The sequence below is a fragment of the Klebsiella sp. RC2 genome, assembly GCF_014192815.1.
GTDB lineage: Bacteria > Pseudomonadota > Gammaproteobacteria > Enterobacterales > Enterobacteriaceae > Klebsiella > Klebsiella variicola.
Genome location: NZ_JACHYL010000002.1, coordinates 508,118 through 528,463, shown reverse-complemented (window position 1 = coordinate 528,463; position 20,346 = coordinate 508,118). Strand labels below are relative to the sequence as shown.

General features: G+C 61.6%; 18 protein-coding genes. 12 read left to right on the top strand and 6 right to left on the bottom strand.

What is annotated here, in order from left to right:
• Positions 1–37 precede the first annotated feature (37 nt).
• Positions 38–1,279: an enterobactin transporter EntS gene (gene entS / locus FHW76_RS07415; protein WP_008805583.1), complete on the top strand. Its 1,242-nt coding sequence runs from the start codon at positions 38–40 to the stop codon at positions 1,277–1,279.
• 237 nt (positions 1,280–1,516) lie between these two features.
• Here entS and fepB read toward each other — a convergent pair whose 3' ends face one another.
• Positions 1,517–2,476 carry a Fe2+-enterobactin ABC transporter substrate-binding protein gene (gene fepB / locus FHW76_RS07410; protein WP_012542488.1) on the bottom strand — a complete coding sequence of 320 codons (960 nt, stop codon included), beginning with the start codon at positions 2,474–2,476 and terminating at the stop codon, positions 1,517–1,519.
• A gap of 187 nt (positions 2,477–2,663) precedes the next feature.
• Between fepB and entC the strand changes: the two genes are divergently transcribed.
• The 7 genes from entC (at position 2,664) to FHW76_RS07375 (ending at position 10,946) form a co-directional block, all read left to right on the top strand.
• Positions 2,664–3,839 carry an isochorismate synthase EntC gene (gene entC, locus FHW76_RS07405; protein WP_012542487.1) on the top strand — a complete coding sequence of 392 codons (1,176 nt, stop codon included), beginning with the start codon at positions 2,664–2,666 and terminating at the stop codon, positions 3,837–3,839.
• A 9-nt stretch (positions 3,840–3,848) separates the two neighbouring features.
• Positions 3,849–5,456: a (2,3-dihydroxybenzoyl)adenylate synthase EntE gene (entE, locus tag FHW76_RS07400; RefSeq protein ID WP_022065778.1), complete on the top strand. Its 1,608-nt coding sequence runs from the start codon at positions 3,849–3,851 to the stop codon at positions 5,454–5,456.
• 13 nt (positions 5,457–5,469) lie between these two features.
• Positions 5,470–6,321 carry an enterobactin biosynthesis bifunctional isochorismatase/aryl carrier protein EntB gene (gene entB / locus FHW76_RS07395; RefSeq protein WP_012968725.1) on the top strand — a complete coding sequence of 284 codons (852 nt, stop codon included), beginning with the start codon at positions 5,470–5,472 and terminating at the stop codon, positions 6,319–6,321.
• Complete coding sequence (gene entA, locus FHW76_RS07390; protein ID WP_012068428.1) at positions 6,321–7,076, top strand: 2,3-dihydro-2,3-dihydroxybenzoate dehydrogenase EntA; 756 nt, start codon at positions 6,321–6,323, stop codon at positions 7,074–7,076. The genes entB and entA overlap by 1 nt, the downstream gene beginning before the upstream one ends.
• Positions 7,077–7,490 carry a proofreading thioesterase EntH gene (gene entH, locus FHW76_RS07385; protein WP_008805589.1) on the top strand — a complete coding sequence of 138 codons (414 nt, stop codon included), beginning with the start codon at positions 7,077–7,079 and terminating at the stop codon, positions 7,488–7,490.
• A gap of 1,060 nt (positions 7,491–8,550) precedes the next feature.
• Positions 8,551–10,656, top strand: coding sequence for a pyruvate/proton symporter CstA (cstA, locus tag FHW76_RS07380; RefSeq protein WP_012068429.1), 2,106 nt, complete (start codon positions 8,551–8,553; stop codon positions 10,654–10,656).
• 92 nt (positions 10,657–10,748) lie between these two features.
• Entirely contained in the window at positions 10,749–10,946 is a 198-nt protein-coding gene (locus FHW76_RS07375) for a YbdD/YjiX family protein (protein WP_002893903.1), read from the top strand.
• Here FHW76_RS07375 and FHW76_RS07370 read toward each other — a convergent pair.
• The 4 genes from FHW76_RS07370 to FHW76_RS07355 form a co-directional block, all read right to left on the bottom strand.
• A complete protein-coding gene (locus FHW76_RS07370; protein ID WP_008805591.1) occupies positions 10,943–11,347 on the bottom strand; it encodes a helix-turn-helix transcriptional regulator in 405 nt (134 codons plus the stop codon). The two genes, FHW76_RS07375 and FHW76_RS07370, sit on opposite strands and share 4 nt — an antisense overlap.
• Positions 11,322–11,624 (bottom strand): type II toxin-antitoxin system RelE/ParE family toxin, encoded by a 303-nt coding sequence (locus tag FHW76_RS07365; protein ID WP_012068431.1) that lies wholly within the window; start codon positions 11,622–11,624, stop codon positions 11,322–11,324. Before FHW76_RS07365 ends, FHW76_RS07370 begins: the two co-directional genes overlap by 26 nt.
• A 183-nt stretch (positions 11,625–11,807) precedes the next feature.
• Positions 11,808–12,551: an SDR family NAD(P)-dependent oxidoreductase gene (locus FHW76_RS07360; RefSeq protein WP_012968723.1), complete on the bottom strand. Its 744-nt coding sequence runs from the start codon at positions 12,549–12,551 to the stop codon at positions 11,808–11,810.
• Between the two features lie 57 nt (positions 12,552–12,608).
• Positions 12,609–13,697: an oxidoreductase gene (locus FHW76_RS07355; RefSeq protein ID WP_100697758.1), complete on the bottom strand. Its 1,089-nt coding sequence runs from the start codon at positions 13,695–13,697 to the stop codon at positions 12,609–12,611.
• 163 nt (positions 13,698–13,860) lie between these two features.
• Here FHW76_RS07355 and FHW76_RS07350 point away from each other — a divergent pair, with 163 nt between their 5' ends.
• The 4 genes from FHW76_RS07350 (at position 13,861) to FHW76_RS07335 (ending at position 18,787) form a co-directional block, all read left to right on the top strand.
• Complete coding sequence (locus tag FHW76_RS07350; protein ID WP_012542480.1) at positions 13,861–15,363, top strand: sugar ABC transporter ATP-binding protein; 1,503 nt, start codon at positions 13,861–13,863, stop codon at positions 15,361–15,363.
• Positions 15,360–16,358 carry an ABC transporter permease gene (locus FHW76_RS07345; RefSeq protein ID WP_002894035.1) on the top strand — a complete coding sequence of 333 codons (999 nt, stop codon included), beginning with the start codon at positions 15,360–15,362 and terminating at the stop codon, positions 16,356–16,358. Before FHW76_RS07350 ends, FHW76_RS07345 begins: the two co-directional genes overlap by 4 nt.
• Positions 16,359–16,378: 20 nt before the next feature.
• The gene (locus tag FHW76_RS07340) at positions 16,379–17,443 is read left to right on the top strand and encodes a sugar ABC transporter substrate-binding protein (protein ID WP_008805596.1); all 1,065 of its coding nucleotides are present in this window, start codon (positions 16,379–16,381) and stop codon (positions 17,441–17,443) included.
• Between the two features lie 102 nt (positions 17,444–17,545).
• Positions 17,546–18,787, top strand: a complete 1,242-nt coding sequence (locus tag FHW76_RS07335) for an LVIVD repeat-containing protein (protein WP_060619266.1) — start codon at positions 17,546–17,548, stop codon at positions 18,785–18,787.
• A 297-nt stretch (positions 18,788–19,084) separates the two neighbouring features.
• On the opposite strand, the gene mtnK is transcribed toward FHW76_RS07335, so the two are convergent.
• Positions 19,085–20,284 carry an S-methyl-5-thioribose kinase gene (gene mtnK / locus FHW76_RS07330; RefSeq protein ID WP_022065142.1) on the bottom strand — a complete coding sequence of 400 codons (1,200 nt, stop codon included), beginning with the start codon at positions 20,282–20,284 and terminating at the stop codon, positions 19,085–19,087.
• Positions 20,285–20,346 lie beyond the last annotated feature (62 nt).

The window sequence follows — 20,346 nt, the reverse complement described above, 5'->3', positions numbered from 1 at the left end:
GTAAAAAGGGTATTAAAAATAACGACAAGGCGCTGTAATGAACCGACAATCCTGGCTGCTCAATCTCAGCCTGCTGAAAACTCACCCGGCGTTTCGCGCCGTTTTTATCGCTCGCTTTATCTCTATTCTATCGCTTGGCCTGCTGGGCGTGGCCATTCCGGTCCAGATCCAGATGATGACCCATTCGACCTGGCAGGTCGGGCTGTCGGTGACGCTGACCGGTGCGTCGATGTTTGTTGGTCTGATGGTGGGGGGCGTGCTGGCTGACCGCTATGAACGTAAACGCCTGATCCTGCTGGCGCGCGGCACCTGCGGCGTGGGCTTTGTCGGTCTGTGTCTGAACGCCCTGCTGCCGGAGCCGTCGCTGGCGGCGATCTACCTGCTGGGGATCTGGGACGGGTTCTTCGCCTCGTTGGGGGTGACCGCGCTGCTGGCGGCGACCCCGGCGCTGGTGGGGCGGGAAAACCTGATGCAGGCCGGGGCCATCACCATGTTGACGGTGCGCCTTGGCTCGGTGATTTCGCCGATGATCGGTGGCCTGCTGCTGGCCACCGGCGGCGTGGCCTGGAACTTCGGCCTGGCGGCGGCGGGGACCTTTATCACCACCTTAACCCTGCTGCGTCTGCCGCAGCTGCCGCCGCCTCCGCAGCCGCGCGAGCATCCGCTGCGATCTCTGCTGGCGGGGCTGACCTTCCTCTGTCAGAGCCCGCTTATCGGCGGGATTGCGCTGCTTGGCGGTCTGCTGACCATGGCCAGCGCGGTGCGGGTGCTCTATCCGGCGCTGGCCGGGAGCTGGCAGATGTCGGCCGGACAGATTGGCCTGCTGTACGCCGCTATTCCGCTCGGTGCGGCGCTGGGGGCGTTGACCAGCGGTCAGCTGGCCCAGACGGTGCGGCCGGGTGCGCTGATGCTGGCGACCACGGTGGGATCGTTTGTCGCCATTGCGCTGTTCAGCCTGATGCCGCACTGGGCGTTGGGCGCGCTGTGCCTGGCGCTGTTTGGCTGGCTGAGCGCTATTAGCTCGCTGCTGCAGTACACCCTGATCCAGACCCAGACGCCGGAAAATATGCTTGGGCGGATTAATGGTCTGTGGACCGCGCAAAACGTCACCGGCGACGCCATCGGCGCGGCGCTGCTCGGCGGATTAGGGGCGGTGATGACCCCGGCGGCATCCGCCAGCGCCAGCGGCTGGGCGCTGGCGCTCGTCGGCGTGCTGTTGGTGGGGCTGCTACGCGAGCTGCGCCGTTTCCAGCGCCCGGAAATCGTCAACGAAAGTTAAGTAGGGTGCGATTGCCCGGTGGCGGCTACGCCTTACCGGGCCTACAGTCTCGGGCATTGTAGGCCGGTGCAAGCGCCGCGCCGCCCGGCAAAGAGTTCAGGTTGCGTACCCGTCCTGATGCCCGGTGGCGGCTGCGCCTTACCGGGCCTACGGTCTCGGGTATTGTAGGCCGGGCAAGCGGAGCGCCGCCCGGCAAAGAGTTCAGGTTACGTACCCGTCCTGATGGCACGGCCCGCGTTAGCCGAACAGGCTGGAGAGACGCTGGAGCACCAGCAGGGCGCTGTAGTAGTCAAGACGGAAGGTCTCGGTGCCCAGCGGGTAGACGCGTTTGCCTGCGACCGCCGGGAGATGCGCCAGCAGCGGGTTGGCGTAGATGGCATCCGCATCTTTCTGGTCGCCGGCGAACAGGAACAGGCTCTGGCCGTTCAGACCGGCCGCGAGGTTCTCCCCGCCCAGCTGCACGATATCGTGGCGTTTACCCTGGCTATGGCTGGCGGGCAGGCCGCCCGGCAGCGTCGCCAGGCTAAAGCCCAGCTGTTCGAGCATCTGCCCCTGGGCCGATGCCGGCGTCCAGATATTGGCGCTGTGCGCGGCGGCGGTATAGACCAGGGCGGTCACCGGCTGCGGCGGCAGTTTCATTTTTTCTTTTAACGAAACGAGCTGTTTATTGAAGTCGGCTATGCGCGCGCTGGCCTGCTGCTCATGGCCGGTGATCTGCCCCAGTTGGGTGAGCAAGGTTTGCCAGCTTTTATCGTCATAGTTGATGACCAGCGTCGGAGCGATCGTTTTGAGCTGATCGTACAGCGGCAGGGCAGAGTCGCCGCCGGTGGCGCTCACCAGGATCAGATCCGGCATCTGGGCGGCCACCGCTTCCGCGCTTGGTTCGCCGATGTACAGCCGCGCCAGCTTGCGGGCTTTGGCGACCTCGCTCCACTGGCGCAGAAAGCCCTGACTATCGGCGACGCGGTTGTTCGGCGTGGTGGCGCCGCTGGCGACCACCGGGGCGTCAATCGCCAACAGCGAGCCGGTGAGGGTCACGCTGGTGGAGACAATGCGCAGCGGCTGGCTTGGCAGGGTGTGTGTCCCGTAGCTGTCGGTGACCTGGCGCGGCCAGTCCGCCGCCTGGGCTGAGGTAATTCCTAAAAGCAACAGCATGCCGGTCAGCGCACCGCGGCGGCAGAAAGAAAAGAAGTTCACGTCATCGCATCCTGATTCGAAAGGTAATAAATGCGTCTCATTTTCAACTTTGCGTCAGCAGGATGCAAGCCAAAGTGGCGCGCAATGACGTAACGCGGTTGACATGGCGGGCAATACCTTTTAGGTTAGCCAACCAAAATACAAATGATAATTATTCGTAATATATTTATCGTTTTTGGAGGATGATATGGAAACGTCACTGGCTGAGGATGTACAGAAACACACCCAGACCCTGTCTCCGGACAGCTTCTTCTTTATGTCGCCGTACCGCAGTTTTAGCACCTCCGGCTGCTTCCGCCGCTTCTCACAGCCCGCTGTCGGCGGCGATGCGCTGAACGGCGAGTTCCAGCAGCAGATGGCCGCCGCTTTTGCCGAGGCCCGCGCGGCGGGGATCCGCAAGCCGGTGATGGTGGGGGCTATCCCGTTCGACACCTGTCAGCCTTCCGAGCTCTATATCCCCGAGCGCTGGGAAGCGTTCTCTCGCCCGGAAAAACAGCGTTCCGCCCGCTACGCCGCGCCGCTGGAGACAATGGAAGTGGTGGAGCGCCGGGAGATCCCGGAGCAGGACGCGTTTTTAGCCATGGTGGAACGCGCTGCCGCGCTGACCGCCACCCCGGAAGTGGACAAGGTGGTGCTCTCAAGGCTTATCGATATTACCACCCGCGACCGCGTCGATAGCGGCGCGCTGATGGAGCGACTGATCGCCCAGAACCCGGCGAGCTTTAACTTCCACGTGCCGCTCTCCGACGGTGGCGTGCTGCTGGGCGCCAGCCCGGAGCTGCTGCTGCGTAAAGACGGGCCGCGCTTTAGCTCATTGCCGCTGGCTGGCTCCGCCCGTCGTCAACCGGACGATGTGCTGGACCGGGAAGCGGGCAACAGGCTGCTGGCATCCGGCAAAGATCGCCACGAGCACGAGCTGGTGACCCAGGCGATGAAGAGCGTGCTGGGCCCGCGCAGCAGCCAGCTGTCGCTGCCGGCATCGCCGCAGTTGATTACCACCCCAACGCTCTGGCACCTGGCAACGCCAATCGAAGGCACCGCGCTGGCGCAAGAAAACGCCATGTCGCTGGCCTGTCTGCTGCACCCGACCCCGGCGCTGAGCGGCTTCCCACACCAGGTGGCGAAGCGCCTGATTGCCGAACTGGAACCCTTCGACCGTCAGCTGTTCGGCGGCATCGTCGGCTGGTGTGACGATGAAGGCAACGGCGAATGGGTGGTGACCATCCGCTGCGCGCGTCTGCAGCAGCGTACGCTGCGCCTGTTTGCCGGCGCGGGAATCGTTCCGGCCTCCTCGCCGCTGGGCGAATGGCGCGAAACCGGCGTCAAACTGACCACCATGCTTAACGTATTTGGCTTGAATTAAGAGGCAAGGATGATTGCATTTACCCGTTGGCCGGAAGAGTTTGCGGCCCGCTATCGTCAAAAAGGCTACTGGCAGGATCTGCCGTTAACCAATCTGATCACCCGTCACGCGGAAAACGACGCCGTGGCGATTATCGATGGCGAACGGCAGATTAGCTACCGCCAGTTTAATCAGCTGGTGGACAACCTTGCCTGCTCGCTGCAGCGCCAGGGACTGAAGCGCGGGGAAACCGCGCTGGTGCAGTTGGGCAACGTCGCCGAGTTTTACATCACCTTCTTTGCGCTGCTGCGTATCGGCGTCGCGCCAGTGAACGCGCTGTTCAGCCATCAGCGCAGCGAGCTTAACGCCTACGCCGCGCAGATTAAACCGGCGCTGCTGATTGCCGATCGCGAGCACGCGCTGTTTGCTGACGATAGCTTCCTCCATGCGTTTATCGCTGAGCATCCTTCCCTGCGCGTCGCACTGTTGCGTAACGACGGCGGCGAGCGCGATCTGGCGACGGAGATTAACCGCCCGGCGGATAACTTTGTCGCCAATCCAACCCCTGCCGACGAAGTGGCCTTTTTCCAGCTCTCCGGCGGCAGCACCGGGACGCCGAAGCTGATCCCGCGCACCCATAACGATTACGACTACAGCATCCGCCGCAGCAACGAGATCTGCGGGATCAACGCGGAGACGCGCTACCTCAACGCGCTGCCGGCGGCGCATAACTATGCGATGAGTTCCCCGGGTTCGCTCGGCGTCTTCCTCGCCGGCGGGCGGGTGATCCTCGCCGCCGACCCGAGCGCCACCCTCTGTTTCCCGCTGATTGAACAACATCAGATCAACGTTGCCTCGCTGGTGCCGCCGGCGGTCAGCCTGTGGCTGCAGGCGATCCATGAATGGGGCAGCAATGCGCAACTGCAATCGCTGGAGCTGCTGCAGGTCGGCGGCGCGCGCCTGTCGGCGACCCTCGCCGCGCGCATTCCGGCGGAAATCGGCTGCCAGCTGCAGCAGGTGTTCGGCATGGCGGAGGGGCTGGTGAATTACACCCGCCTTAACGACAGCCCGGAGCGGATCATCCATACCCAGGGCTGCCCGATGTGCCCGGACGATGAAGTGTGGGTAGCGGATGCCGATGGCAACCCGCTGCCGCGCGGCGAAGTGGGCCGCCTGATGACCCGCGGGCCGTATACCTTCCGCGGCTACTACAACAGCCCGCAGCATAACGCGGAAGCCTTTGACGCCGAGGGGTTTTACTGCTCCGGCGATCTGATTTCGATCGATGAAGACGGGTATATCACCGTCCAGGGCCGGGAAAAAGATCAGATCAACCGCGGCGGCGAGAAGATCGCCGCCGAAGAGATCGAAAACCTGCTGCTGCGCCATGAGGCGGTGATCCACGCCGCGCTGGTCAGCATCGAAGACAACCTGCTGGGCGAGAAAAGCTGCGCTTATCTGGTGGTGACCTCGCCGCTGCGCGCCGTCGCGGTGCGCCGCTTCCTGCGCGAGCAGGGGGTGGCTGAATTTAAACTGCCGGATCGCGTGGAGTGCGTTGCCGCGCTGCCGCTGACGCCGGTGGGCAAAGTCGATAAAAAACAATTACGTCAGTGGCTGGCCGAAGGCAAGCTGGGCTGAAGGAGAACAGAGAATGGCAATCCCTAAATTACAGGCATATGCGCTGCCGGAAGCCAGCGATATCCCGGCGAACAAAGTCAACTGGGCCTTTGAGCCGTCGCGCGCCGCGCTGCTGATCCACGATATGCAGGAGTATTTCCTCAACTTCTGGGGCGAAAACAGCGCGATGATGGAGAAAGTGGTGGCCAATATCGCCGCCCTGCGCGACTTCTGCAAACAGAACGGCATTCCGGTGTACTACACCGCCCAGCCGAAAGAGCAGAGTGATGAAGATCGGGCGTTGCTGAATGATATGTGGGGGCCGGGCCTGACCCGCTCGCCGGAGCAGCAGCAGGTGATTGCCGCGCTGGCGCCGGATGAAGACGATACCGTGCTGGTGAAATGGCGTTACAGCGCATTTCATCGCTCGCCGCTGGAGGAGATGTTGAAAGAGGCCGGCCGCGACCAGCTGATCATCACCGGCGTTTATGCTCATATCGGCTGCATGACCACCGCCACCGATGCTTTCATGCGCGATATCAAACCGTTCTTTGTCGCCGACGCCCTGGCGGACTTCAGCCGTGAAGAGCACCTGATGGCGCTGAAATACGTCGCCGGCCGCTCCGGCCGCGTGGTGATGACCGAAGAGCTGCTGCCGCTGCCGGCCTCCAAAGCGGCGCTGCGCGCGCTGATCCTGCCGCTGCTCGACGAATCCGACGAACCGCTGGATGATGAAAATCTGATCGACTACGGTCTGGATTCGGTGCGGATGATGGCCCTGGCCGCCCGCTGGCGCAAAGTGCACGGCGATATCGACTTCGTGATGCTGGCGAAGAACCCGACCATCGACGCCTGGTGGGCGCTGCTCTCCCGTGAGGTGAAATAATGGCGGCGCTGGATTTCCACGGTCAGACCGTGTGGGTGACCGGCGCAGGTAAAGGGATTGGCTATGCCACCGCGCTGGCTTTCGTCGAGGCCGGGGCCAACGTTACCGGTTTCGACCTTGCCTTTGACGGCGAAGGTTATCCGTTTGCCACCGAAACGCTGGACGTCGCCGATGCCGGTCAGGTACGCGACGTGTGCGCGCGGCTGCTCAACAACATCGAACGACTGGACGTGCTGGTGAACGCCGCCGGGATCCTGCGCATGGGCGCCACCGACCAGCTGAGCGCGGAAGACTGGCAGCAAACCTTCGCGGTCAACGTTGGCGGCGCGTTTAATCTGTTTCAGCAGACGATGGCCCAGTTCCGCCGTCAGCGGGGCGGGGCGATCGTCACCGTCGCCTCCGATGCCGCGCATACGCCGCGTATCGGCATGAGCGCCTATGGCGCCTCGAAAGCGGCGCTGAAAAGCCTGGCGTTAACCGTTGGCCTTGAGCTGGCAGGCAGCGGCGTGCGCTGCAACCTCGTGTCGCCGGGCTCCACCGACACCGATATGCAGCGCACCCTGTGGGTCAGCGACGATGCCGAGCAGCAGCGGATCCGCGGCTTCGGCGAGCAGTTTAAGCTCGGCATCCCGCTGGGCAAAATCGCCCGCCCGCAGGAGATCGCCAATACCATTCTGTTCCTCGCCTCTTCTCACGCCAGCCATATTACGCTGCAGGATATTGTGGTCGATGGCGGCTCGACGCTGGGGGCGTAAATGGCCTGGAAGCGAGAGCTCACGCTGGCGGCGCTGAACGCCAGCAGCGAAAACACCATGGTGGCGCATCTTGGCATCATCTACACCCGACTGGAAGCGGGGCTGCTGGAGGCGGAGATGCCGGTGGATGCGCGCACCCATCAGCCGTTTGGTCTGCTGCACGGCGGCGCCTCCGCGGCGCTGGCGGAGACGCTGGGCTCGATGGCCGGTTGGCTGATGACCGAAGAAGGGCAGTGCGTGGTGGGCACCGAGCTTAACGCTACCCACCATCGTCCGGTCTCCAGCGGGAAAGTGCGCGGCGAATGCCGACCGCTGCATCTTGGCCGCCAGAGCCAGAGCTGGGAGATAGTGGTGTATGACGAGAAGGGGCGGCGCTGCTGCACCTGTCGTCTGGGCACCGCGGTGCTGGGCTAAGAAGCCGCTATTTCCCCGGCTTGCGCTACGCTTAGCCGGGCTACGTATCGGCGCAATGGGTAGCCCGGATAAGGCGCAGCGCGCCGCCATCCGGGAATTTCCCTGCTCGCGCTGCGCTTAGCAGGGCTACGGTTTCTGGGCCAGGAAGCCGCTGTTTCCCCGGCTTGCGCGACGCTTAGCCGGGCTACGTATCGGCGCAATGGGTAGCCCGGATAAGGCGCAGCGCGCCGCCATCCGGGAATTTCCCTGCTCGCGCTGCGCTTAGCAGGGCTACGGTTTCTGGACCAGGAAGCTGCTATTTCCCCAGCTTGCGCTACGCTTAGCCGGGCTACGTATCTGGGCACCGCGGTGCTGGGCTAAGAAGCCGCTATTTCCCCGGCTTGCGCTACGCTTAGCCGGGCTACGTATCGGCGCAATGGGTAGCCGGGATAAGGCGCAGCGCGCCGCCATCCGGGAATTTCCCTGCTCGCGCTGCGCTTAGCAGGGCTACGGTTTCTGGGCCAGGAAGCTGCTGTTTCCCCGGCTTGCGCGACGCTTAGCCGGGCTACGTATCGGCGCAATGGGTAGCCCGGATAAGGCGCAGCGCGCCGCCATCCGGGAATTTCCCTGCTCGCGCTGTACTTAGCAGGGCTACGGTTTCTGGGCTGAGGAGCCGCTATTTCCCCGGCTTGCGCTACGCTTGGCCGGGCTACGTATCGGCGCAATGGGTAGCCCGGATAAGGCGCAGCGCGCCGCCATCCGGGAATTTCCCTGCTCGCGCTGTACTTAGCAGGGCTACGGTTTCTGGGCTGAGGAGCCGCTATTTCCCCGGCTTGCGCTGCGCTTGGCCGGGCTACGGATCTGTAGGTCGGGTAAGGCGTTAGCCGCCACCCGACAAACAAACGGCACCGTTCACGGTAATCCTTTCATTCATTTTCCTGCCTTAAGTGATCTCGCTAGCAATGTGAGACAAATCTCTGTGGGTGTACGGCATCTGCGCTGTTTCGATGTTGTTAAATTCTGCGTTGTGATCTAGAAACAAAATGTAACATCCTGATTACCCTACCGGTGGACCACAACAATGAATAATTCAGGGAAATACCTTATCTGGACACTGCTCTCCGTGATCGGAGCCTTTGCCCTCGGCTATATCGCCTTAAACCGGGGTGAGCAGATAAATGCGCTGTGGATTGTCGTCGCGGCGGTCTGCGTTTATCTGATCGCATATCGTTTCTACGGTCTGTATATCGCCAAAACCGTTCTCGGCGTTGACCCGACGCGGATGACGCCGGCGGTACGACATAATGACGGCCTCGATTATGTTCCGACCGACAAAAAAGTGCTGTTCGGTCACCATTTTGCCGCCATTGCCGGCGCGGGGCCGCTGGTGGGCCCGGTGCTTGCCGCGCAGATGGGCTACCTGCCGGGGATGATCTGGATCCTCGCCGGCGTGGTGCTGGCCGGCGCCGTACAGGACTTTATGGTGCTGTTTGTTTCGACCCGTCGCGATGGCCGCTCGCTTGGCGAACTGGTTAAAGAGGAGATGGGGCCAACCGCTGGCGTCCTGGCGCTGGTGGCCTGCTTTATGATCATGGTCATCATCCTCGCGGTCCTGGCGATGATCGTGGTGAAAGCGTTGACCCACAGTCCGTGGGGGACATACACCGTCGCCTTTACCATCCCGCTGGCGATCTTTATGGGTATCTATATTCGCTACCTGCGCCCGGGGCGCATCGGCGAGGTGTCGGTGATCGGCCTGGTGATGCTGGTGTTCGCCATCATCTCCGGCGGTTGGGTGGCGGAAAGCCCGACCTGGGCGCCGTGGTTTGATTACACCGGCGTACAGCTGACCTGGATCCTGGTGGGCTACGGCTTTGTCGCCGCGGTACTGCCGGTCTGGCTGCTGCTGGCCCCGCGCGACTACCTCTCCACCTTCCTGAAAATCGGCACCATCGTGGGGCTGGCGATTGGCATTCTGATTATGCGCCCGACCCTGACCATGCCGGCGCTGACCAAATTCGTCGACGGTACCGGCCCGGTGTGGAGCGGCAACCTGTTCCCGTTCCTGTTTATCACCATCGCCTGCGGCGCGGTCTCCGGCTTCCACGCGCTGATCTCCTCCGGCACCACGCCGAAAATGTTGGCCAACGAAGGCCAGGCCTGCTTTATCGGCTACGGTGGTATGTTGATGGAATCCTTCGTCGCCATTATGGCGCTGGTGGCGGCCTGTATTATCGACCCGGGCGTCTACTTCGCGATGAACAGCCCGATGGCGGTGCTGGCGCCGGCGGGAACCACCGATGTGGTCGCCTCGGCGGCGCAGGTGGTGAGCGGCTGGGGCTTTAGCATTACCCCGGATACGCTGCATCAAATCGCCAGCGAGGTGGGTGAACAGTCGATTATCTCCCGCGCCGGCGGCGCGCCAACCCTGGCGGTGGGGATGGCCTACATCCTGCACGGCTCGCTGGGCGGGCTGATGGATGTCTCGTTCTGGTACCACTTCGCCATTCTGTTTGAGGCGCTGTTTATCCTGACGGCGGTTGATGCCGGCACCCGTGCGGCGCGCTTTATGCTGCAGGATCTGCTGGGCGTGATTAGCCCGGGGCTGAAAAAAACCAGTTCGCTGCCGGCCAACCTGCTGGCGACCGCGCTGTGCGTCCTGGCGTGGGGCTACTTCCTGCATCAGGGGGTAGTGGATCCGCTGGGCGGGATTAACACCCTGTGGCCGCTGTTCGGTATCGCCAACCAGATGCTGGCGGGGATGGCGCTGATGCTCTGCGCGGTGGTCCTGTTCAAGATGAAACGCCAGCGCTACGCGTGGGTGGCGCTGCTGCCGACAAGCTGGCTGCTGATTTGTACCCTGACCGCCGGCTGGCAGAAGTCGTTTAGCCCGGATACCAAAGTCGGTTTCCTGGCCATCGCCAATAAATTCCAGGCGATGATCGACAGCGGCAACATTCCGCCGCAATATACCGAATCACAGCTGGCGCAGCTGGTGTTTAACAACCGTCTCGATGCCGGGCTGACCATCTTCTTTATGATTGTGGTGGTGGTGCTGGCGCTGTTCTCGATTAAAACCGCGCTGGCGGCGCTGAAAGAGGATAAACCGACGGCGAAAGAGACGCCGTATGAGCCTATGCCTGAAAACCTGGATGCGATTGATACCCAGGCGAAAGGGGCGCATTAACCGGTGTGCCGGGTGGCGGCTTCGCCTTACCCGGCCTACATTTCCGATCCTCCTTCTCCCTTTGGGAGAGGGAAACAAAAGAGAAATGACTTATGTTCGACACCCTCTCCAAAGCGGGAAAATATTTAGGCCAGGCGGCGAAGATGATGATCGGCGTGCCGGATTACGATAACTACGTCGAGCACATGCGAATAACCCACCCGGATCAGACGCCGATGACCTATGAAGAATTCTTTCGCGAGCGCCAGGACGCGCGCTACGGCGGCAAGGGCGGGGCGAAGTGTTGTTAACCCTCTTTCGGCAGATAGAGGCTGATCTGCTCCTGGGTACAGCCGTAAATCGCCGCCAGCTTCTCGCGGGTGCGCTTCTGCGGACGGGAGTCCAGCGCTTCCAGCTGCGACACGGCGGACTGGCTGATGCCGAGTTTAGCCGCGACCTCCTGCTGGGATAGCCCGCGCAGGATGCGCCACGCGGCCTGCAGACTGACGTTTTCTTTATGCATCACGTCGCATACTTCGCCTGGTAGCATGACATTATCATAGATGTCTGATTCATAAGGAATATCTTCCCAGTCGCTTTCATCCTCGTCGTCGTACTCCAGCAGAGCCAGGCGCATACGAAAGTAATCGCTGTAAGGAATGACGACATACTGGTCTTTTCCTTCTTCATCCTTGATGTACTGAATAGTCATATTCGGTATCTTCCTCATGAAGGTAGGTGGTGGTGGTTCGGCGTTTAACCGCCACGACGTAGCAGGTATCGCCCGGCGGATCCCCAAAGGTGTAGATGACTCTGTAATCACCTAATCGCAGCCGGTAGTGGTTTTCGGGAGAGGACAATTTTTTGATATCCGAGATAGATGAAGCTTTATCATCCATCTTTTCCAGCCTGGATTTAATGCGGCTCTTATACCGATTATCGATTTTAGAAAATGGCTTATCTGCCGTTTTTGACCAGACAATCTTCATCCGTACCTCCACTGTACGCCCACACAAAATATAAGGAAATAATAAGACTATTAGATAAATTCCGAATTTCTTATGGGGTACTGTAGAGCGGAGAAAAAACGCAGGTAAGAGGCAAAACGCAACCCGTCGAGGCGGCGCGGGAAGGCCTCTGTCGGGCGACAGAGGCTTGCAGAAAATGTGCGATCAGGCGTTCAATCCGCCATCCACGTCCAGCCCCGTACCGGAGATCTGCCCGGCGGCCGGGCTGGCGAGGAAGGTGACCGCCGCGGCGATGTCTTCCGGCTGGCCGTAGTGACCGACCGCAATCATCTGGCGCTGGGCTTCCGCCTGTTCTCCGTCTTCCGGGTTCATATCGCTGTTGGTCGGCCCTGGATGGACAAGGTTAACGGTGATCCCGCGAGGGCCTAAATCACGCGCCAGGCCACGGGTCAGGGCGTTGAGGGCGGACTTGGTCATGGCGTAAACCGCGATGCCCGGCATGGCCACGCGATTAGCCAGACAGCTGCCGATGTTGATGATCCGTCCGCCATCGGCCATATGCACCAGCGCTTCCTGGGTGGCGATGACCACCCCACGAATATTGACGTTGATAAGCGCGTCAATGTCCGCCAGCGTCATGGATTCCAGTGGACCGCCGCGGGCGATCCCGGCGTTGTTGACCAGAATATCCAGCCCGCCGAGGGACCGGGCCGCATGGGTGACGGCATCCTGAATAGCCTGCGCGCTGGCGCTGTCGGCCTGCACCGCCTCGCCGTGCCGACCCAGGGCCTTTATTTCATCGGCGACCGCCTGGGCTTTATCGGCCGATTTTTCATACGTAATAACCACATCGGCACCGGCGCGTGCCAGCGACAGCGCGATTGCGCGACCCAACCCACGGCTGGCGCCGGTAACCAGCGCCTTCTTACCTGTTAAATCGATCTGCATGATGACCTCGTTGCGAGAGTGGTGAGCATCATCATTAGGTATAGACGGTCGGGGTGATTAACGGCTGAAGTATTCCACCTTCTCAAACGCCGCGCGCAGAACCTCAGGGGTTAACGTCACTGGTAAATAGTGAATCGACTCGCCCGGGCGCAGGGTATGGGCAATGACCCGGTCCAGTTCTGTGCGGTTATTGATATCGACCTCCAGTGCCGCCAGGGTGGTCGGCAGGTTAAAGCGCTGATACGCCTGCACTAACTGCGCCAGCACATCGTCCTGAGCAAGCAGGGCGCTCTGTACCAGAATGCCGTAGGCGACTTTGGTACCGTGGAGGAATTTATCCGTCTGCGGCAGCACCGTCAGTCCGTTGTGCACCGCATGGGCGGCGGCGACCCGGGTGTAACGTTCCCCCAGCCCGCCAACCATCCCGCCGCCGGCGATAATCGCCTCCACCACATCGCGAAACGCCTGGGTCAGATCGCCGCGGCTCTGGTCCGCCAGCGCCGTTTCGCTGCTGGCCAGCAGCACGTCGCGGATCGCCAGCGCGCCGTTAATCCCCAGCCGCACGGTGAGCGGCAGCGCCTCCGGCTGCGGCGCCAGCACTACGGCCTCATACCATTTGGCTAAGGTGTCGCCAATGCCCGCCAGCAGGTACTCCGCCGGGGCGTTGAGAATGATGCGCGGCTCGACCAGCACCAGGAAGTTGGCGTCATCGAAGATCTCAAAATTCAGGGCCTGTCCGGCGTCGCTATACCACACCGACAGCGGCGTCCACGCCGCGCAGGTGGCGGCGATGGTCGGGATGGCCACCAGCGGAACCCCCAGGCGGCGGGCCAACACTTTCGCGCTGTCGAGCAGCGCGCCGCCGCCCACGCCAATCACTACCGCCCGATCGTCACCGGAGGCCTGCACCAGCTCCGCCACGTCGCGTTCGCTGCAGTGGCCGGTAAAGCGGATCTTTTTTGCCTCCGGCAGGTGGAAGGCCGCCGGCAGAAAAGGTTCGGCGCCGGCCAGGGCGCGCTCGCCATAGACCCACACCGCCCGCGAGAGCTGGTCGGCGCTGAAAAAATCGCTCAGCCGCTCAAGGCTGCCAGGGTGGGAGAAATAGTTGGCCGGGCCGGGTACGACGCGGATATCGCTGTTGCTCATGGAAGCTGTCCTTATAGGTGTTGGGCTAAACTGATGTTATGTCTGGACATCCAGATGGCTAATATTATTTCGTTGTATCTTATGCTTTTTACGCAGTTGTCAGCCAGCGGCGGCTATGAAAAATTCGTTAAATCAGAAGATTAATTACCGCACGGGAACAGTGATGAGCGCGAACCGCCTTGAGATGCATAACATTAGCCTGGCCTTTTCCGGCTTTCAGGCACTGAACAAGGTGGACTTTACCCTTCATGGCGGGTCGGTGCATGCCCTGACCGGGGCCAACGGCGCGGGTAAGTCGACGCTGATGGCCGTGCTGTGCGGGACGCATGCTCACTATCAGGGCGAGGTGACGATCAACGATCAGCCGGTCACCATTCGTTCGCCGCGGGATGCTAAACAGTTGGGGATCCACCTGGTGCAGCAGGAGGTGGATGTGGCGCTGGTACCTGGCCTGAGCATTGCGGAAAACATCATGCTGGACAGGCTGGCAGAGCCGGGCATGGCGTTTCGCTGGTCGCGGGTTCGGCAGCTGGCGCGCGAGGCGCTGGCGCAGCTGGACGTGGCGCTGGACGTCAGGCGCTCCATTGACAGCTGCACGCTCGCCGAAAAACAGCAAATCCTGCTGGCTCGCGCTCTGTCGCACCATTGCCGCTTTTTGATCCTCGATGAGCCCACCGCGCCGCTGGATCAGCATGAAAGTGAGCGACTGTTTGCGGTAGTACGCCGTCTGCAGCAGCAGGGGATCGGGGTGGTGTTTATTTCGCATCGTATCCATGAACTGAAGGCAATCTGCGACACCCTGACGGTGCTGCGCGACGGGCGGCTGATTGAGAGCGGCCCGATGGCGCCGCTGAGCGGCGAACAGATCGTCGAAAAGATGCTGGGCCACGAGCTGAGCGATATCTTCCCACCGCCGCGCCCGCCGCACGGCGAAGAGGTGCTGCTGCAGATTGACGGTCTGCATGATGAGGCGTTGCTACAGGATATTTCGCTGCGCCTGCGGAAGGGGGAAATTCTTGGTATCGCCGGGCTGGCCGGCGCGGGCAAAACCGAGCTGTGCAAAGCGCTGTTCGGCGCCAGCAAAAGCCGGGTGCAGCGTGGCGAGCTGAACGGCCAGCCGTGGCGACCGCGCGATCCTGCCGACTCGGTGGGGCGCGGCCTGGCGCTGGTCCCGGAGGAGCGGCGCAAAGAGGGCATTTTCATCGAAGAGCCGATCGCGATGAACCTGGCGGTCAGCGCCGATAACAGCTTTTCGCGCTGGAGCCTGTTTGGCCATCGGCAGGCCTGGCGCTGGGCGGAGGAGGTGATTGCCCGCCTCGGCGTGCGCGCCACTGGCCCGGGGCAGATGCTGCGCCGTCTTTCCGGCGGCAACCAGCAGAAGGTGGCCATTGGCAAATGGCTGCGCAGTCATGCCAATGTTTTGATTTTTGACGAACCGACCAAAGGGGTCGATGTGAAAGCGAAAACCGATCTGTTCATGCTGATCGATGGTCTGGCGCGGGAAGGCAAAGGGGTGATTTATGCCTCGGGTGAATTCGCCGAGCTGGTCGGTTTATGCGACCGCATCTGCGTGCTATGGGACGGACGGATTGTGGCGGAGATCCCCGGCGCGGAAGCCCGGGAAGAGACGTTGCTTTATTATTCAACCGGAGGAGCGGCAGCGTGAGCAAGGCCCTGGCAGTAAACGCGACGGTATCGGGCCGTCAGCGATTTTTTGATTTTCTCTATAAGTGGGGCATGTTGCTGACCGTGGTGCTGCTGGTGGCGGTCTTTGGCCTCGCCTCGGACAACTTCCTTGATCCGTTCAACATCATCAACATTCTGCGCTCGATCGCGATTGTCACGGTGATTGCCATCGGGGTGTCGATTTCTCTCACCATTGGCGGCTTTGATCTGTCAGTGGGATCGACGGCATCGCTGGCTAACGCGCTGGTGATTTCCCTGTTTGTCTGGCATGGCCTGGGGACCACCGAAGCGATTCTGATCACCCTCGCGCTCTGCACCCTGGTGGGGCTGTTTAACGCCTTTCTGATCGTGGTGCTGCGCATTCCTGACATGCTCGCCACCCTGGCCAGCCTGTTTGTGATTCAGGGCGTGGCGATGACCTACAGCTACGGCGGTTCGATTACTGAAAACATGGTGCTGCCGAGCGGCGAGATGGCGGAAGGCACTATCCCGGCGGCCTTTGGCGCGCTGGGGCAGGTGCCGACCATCGTCATCATCATGCTGGTGGTGACGCTGGTCGCCCAGCTGGCACTGTCGTTCACCACCCACGGACGGCGGATGTACGCCATCGGCGGCAACCCGGAGGCCGCGCGGCTCTCCGGCCTGCGGATCACTCGTTACAAAGTCGCAGCATACGTGATTGCCTCGCTGCTGGCCGGGCTGGGCGGCATTCTGCTGGCCTCGCGTATCGGATCCTCACAGGTCAACGCCGGCGGCGGCTATCTGATGGACGCGGTGGCGGCGGCCTGGATCGGCTTTTCGCTGGCGGGCTCCGGTAAACCGAACGCCCTGGGGACGCTGGTGGGGGCGGTGATCCTCGGCGTGCTCTCCAACGGGCTGGTGATGCTCTCGGTGCCGTATTACGCGATGGACATTATTAAAGGGTTGGTCCTGGCTGGCGCGCTGGCACTGACCTATTTTCAGCGCCGTACTTAACATTTTACAGGGTAAACAGCATGAAAAAGATCGCACTCTCTCTGATGACGCTGGGTCTGCTGCAGTCGACGGCGGCGCTGGCCACTGCCCCGACGCCGGTGCCGGCGGCGATTGCCGAGCACAGCGGCCCGATCCGTATTGCGGTGATCCGCAACCTGGGGTCTGACGATAACACCACCCAGTTTGTCTCCGGGGCGCTGCAGGAGGGCAAAAAGCTCGGTTTCAAAATCAGCACCTTCCTGAGCAACGGCGATGACGCCAAATTCCAGGACTTCGTCAACCAGGCCATCAGCCAGAAATACGATGGCATTATTCTCTCCCAGGGGCGTGACCCGTATTCCACCGCCCTGGTGAAGAAGGCGGTGGATGCCGGGATCAAAGTGGCGGTGTTCGATACCGCGGTGAGCGGTGAGATCCCCGGGGTGACGGTCAGCCAGCAGGATGACGCGTCGCTGACCGAGCTCTCTTTTGGCCAGCTGGTGAAAGACTTCAACGGCAAGGCCAACATCGTCAAGTTGTGGGTGGCGGGCTTCCCGCCGATGGAGCGCCGTCAGGCGGCTTACCAGACGCTGCTGAAGCAAAATCCGGGGATTAAAGAGCTGGAGTCGATCGGCGCCGTGTCATCCGATGTGCAGGGCGACACTGCCAACAAGGTGGGGGCGATCCTCGCCAAGTATCCGAAAGGGAAAATCGACGCGATCTGGGGCACCTGGGATGCCTTTAGCCAGGGGGCCTATAAAGCGCTGAAAGAGAATGGCCGCACTGAGATCAAACTCTACAGCATTGATATTTCCAACCAGGATCTGCAGCTGATGCGCGAAGCCGGCAGCCCATGGAAAGTGAGTGTGGCGGTGGATCCGAAGCTTATCGGCGCGACCAACGTGCGGCTGATCGCCAATAAGATCGCCGGCGAGCCGACGCCAGCCACCTACGACTTCAAGGCGGCGGCGATCCCGCAGGCGCTGCTGGCGGCCCAGCCGGGGGCGGTGAACGTGGCGTCGCTGGGGAAAATTATCCCTGGCTGGGGCCAGACCGAAGACTTTATCGCGCCGTGGTTCGCGACGCTGGAAGCGAAAAACAAATAATATCAAGCCGGGTGGCGGTGGGCGGCGGCCTGGTGCCCTCACCCCGGCCCTCTTCCGCAGGGAGAGGGGGAAAACCATGCCACCGGGCGAGAGGGATCCCCTATGTCAGTATTACCTTCCCCCGAATACAGCCGCAATATGCGGCTGATTGGCCATAGCGATCAGGGCGGTCGTCCGGACGGCGTGCAGCTGATGGTGCACCGCGGATTCGCCTATATCGGCCATATGGTGTCGCAGGGCTTTTCCGTGGTCGATGTTCGCGATCCGACCCGGCCCACCACCGTCAACTATATTGCCGCGCCGCCGGGCACCTGGAACGTGCATCTGCAGGCGCATGACGATCTGCTGCTGGTGATCAACGCCCGGGATCTGTTTGCCGACGCCCGTTTTGCTGATGAGAAGGTCTACTACACCCGCTCGGTGGGCGACACAGTCAGCGATGTGCAGGACAAGGGCTGGAGCGCCGGGCTGCGTATCTTTGATATTTCCACTCCCGCGCAGCCGCGGGAAATCAGTTTCCTGTCGCTTAACGGCATCGGTATTCACCGCATCTGGTACGTCGGCGGCCGCTGGGCGTATGTGTCCGCGTTGATCGACGGTTTTACTGACTACATCTTCCTGACCATCGATCTGGCCGATCCGCGTAAGCCCGAAGTGGCCGGGCGCTGGTGGCTGCCGGGGATGCACCAGGCGGGCGGTGAAACACCGGACTGGCCGCAGGGCAAACGCTATGCGCTGCATCACGCCATTATTGCCGGGGATACCGCCTACGGCAGCTGGCGCGACGGCGGCCTGACGCTGCTGGATGTCAAAGACCGTACCCAGCCGACGCTGATTAGCCATCGCAACTGGAGCCCGCCGTTCGGCGGCGGGACGCATACCGCGCTGCCGCTACCGGATCGTGACCTGCTGGTGGTGCTTGACGAAGCGGTGCTCGACAATCAGGAGGACGGTGAGAAGCTGATCTGGCTGTTTGATATCCGCGAGCCGTCAAATCCGGTGAGCATCGCCACGTTCCCGCCGCCGGACGAAGCGGATTATGTGGCGAAAGGGGCGCATTTCGGTCCGCACAACCTGCATGAGAATCGTCCCGGCAGCTTTGTCAGCTCAACGCTGATTTTTGCCACTTATCAGAATGCCGGCGTGCGGGCTTACGATATATCTAACCCGTATCGTCCGCTGGAGACCGGGGCGCTGGTGCCGGCGGCGCCGAAGACGATGATGGATACCCGTCCCGGCCGTCCGCAGGTGATCCAGTCCTGCGATGTGTTTGTCGATGCGCAGGGCATTATCTACAGCACCGATTACAACGGCGGGCTGTCGGTGATTGAGTATCTGGGATGAGGACAAGGTAAACGCAAAATTGTGCTCGCATGTCTGCCGGGTGGCGGCTTTCGCCTTACCCGGCCTACAAAAGACTGCAAGATCAAACCGTCATGCGGTTATCTGTAGGCCCGCGCAAGCGCAGCGCCGCCGGGCAATCCCTGATGATTGCACTTTTTTAGGGTTTGCTCCCTCTCCCTGTGGGAGAGGGTTGGGGTGAGGGCAAGGTAAACGCAAAAAGGCAATGACAATGGCCTTTTTTAGGGTGTGCTCCCTCTCCCTATGGGAGAGGGCCGGGGTGAGGGAAAACAGGCGCACTCAGCTGTACTGGCGTACCCGCGCCAGCAGCTCGTCGACGCTGTCGATACGCTCGGCCAGCACAATCAGCGCTTTGCCGAGGGTAATGGCGTGGCGCAGGCATTCATGGCGCATGGCGTCGTCCTGGATAGTGTCGATATCCGCGACGTGCGACAGTCCGACGCTGCGGCGGATCAGTTCGCTGCCGCAGAAGCCAACCGCGTCGGCCCAGACTTTCTTCAGAAAGGCGGAAGCGTAGCCGGGGTAAGCCAGGGCCGCGTCGCGGGTTTTCTCCGCCGCCAGCGCCTGGAAGCGTTCGGCGAAGGTGGTCCACAGCTGGTGGATATCGTTCAGTCGCTGCTCGCGTGCGGCGGCGGCGTCGCGAATGCCGAGCTGGCCCGGCAGGCCGCAGTAGTTAAGCAGCAAGTTGCCGATGGCGGTGCCGATATCGAAACCAATGGGGCCGAAATAGCCGAACTCGGCGTCGATGGCCTTCAGGCTGCCTTCGGCAACGAAGATCGACCCGCTGTGGATATCCCCGTGCAGCAGCGCTTCCGCATGGGCAAAGAAACGATGCTTCAGCGCCGCCACCGCCAGCTTTAGCTGGGCGTCGTCGCGCAGGGCGGCAACATCGGCCTCCAGCTCCGCCGGGTAGTTATTGCGCTCGTGGATCTGATACGGGTCGTTAAAGAACAGATCCTCGGTGATCTCGCACATCGCCGGGTTACTAAACTGCGCCACCTGCGCTTTTTTCTCGTGGGGATGGAGATAGAAATCGCTGGTGTGGAACAGCACCTGCGCCAGATAGTCGCCAAGCTGGCGGGCCGCCTGCGGGTAGTAGACGTTAGCGATAAGCTCCCCGCGCCAGATGCGGTGGTCGGAAAGATCTTCCATCACCATCACCGCCAGCTCGGGATCAAAGTGATGGATTTTTACCGTGTGCTGCGGGCTGTGCTGATAGTGGGCGACCAGGGTCTGCGCTTCCAGACGGGCGCGGTCGAGGGTCAGGGGCCAGGATTCGCCGACACAGCGCACGTAGGGCAGGGCCTGTTTGACGATCGCTCGGCTGACGCCCTGGTGATCGAACACTTTAAACACCAGATTGAGGTTGCCATCGCCCACTTCCTGCGCGCTGACCAGCTCAGATGGGTTGTCGATGCCGGCGAACTGCTGCGCGTAAGCCACGGCATCGTGGGCGGTGAAGGTATGGTATTGCGACATTGCCTCGATCCTCGAATTCTGATTAAGCCGTTCAGACGTCTATACTTCTGTATTCCATCCTG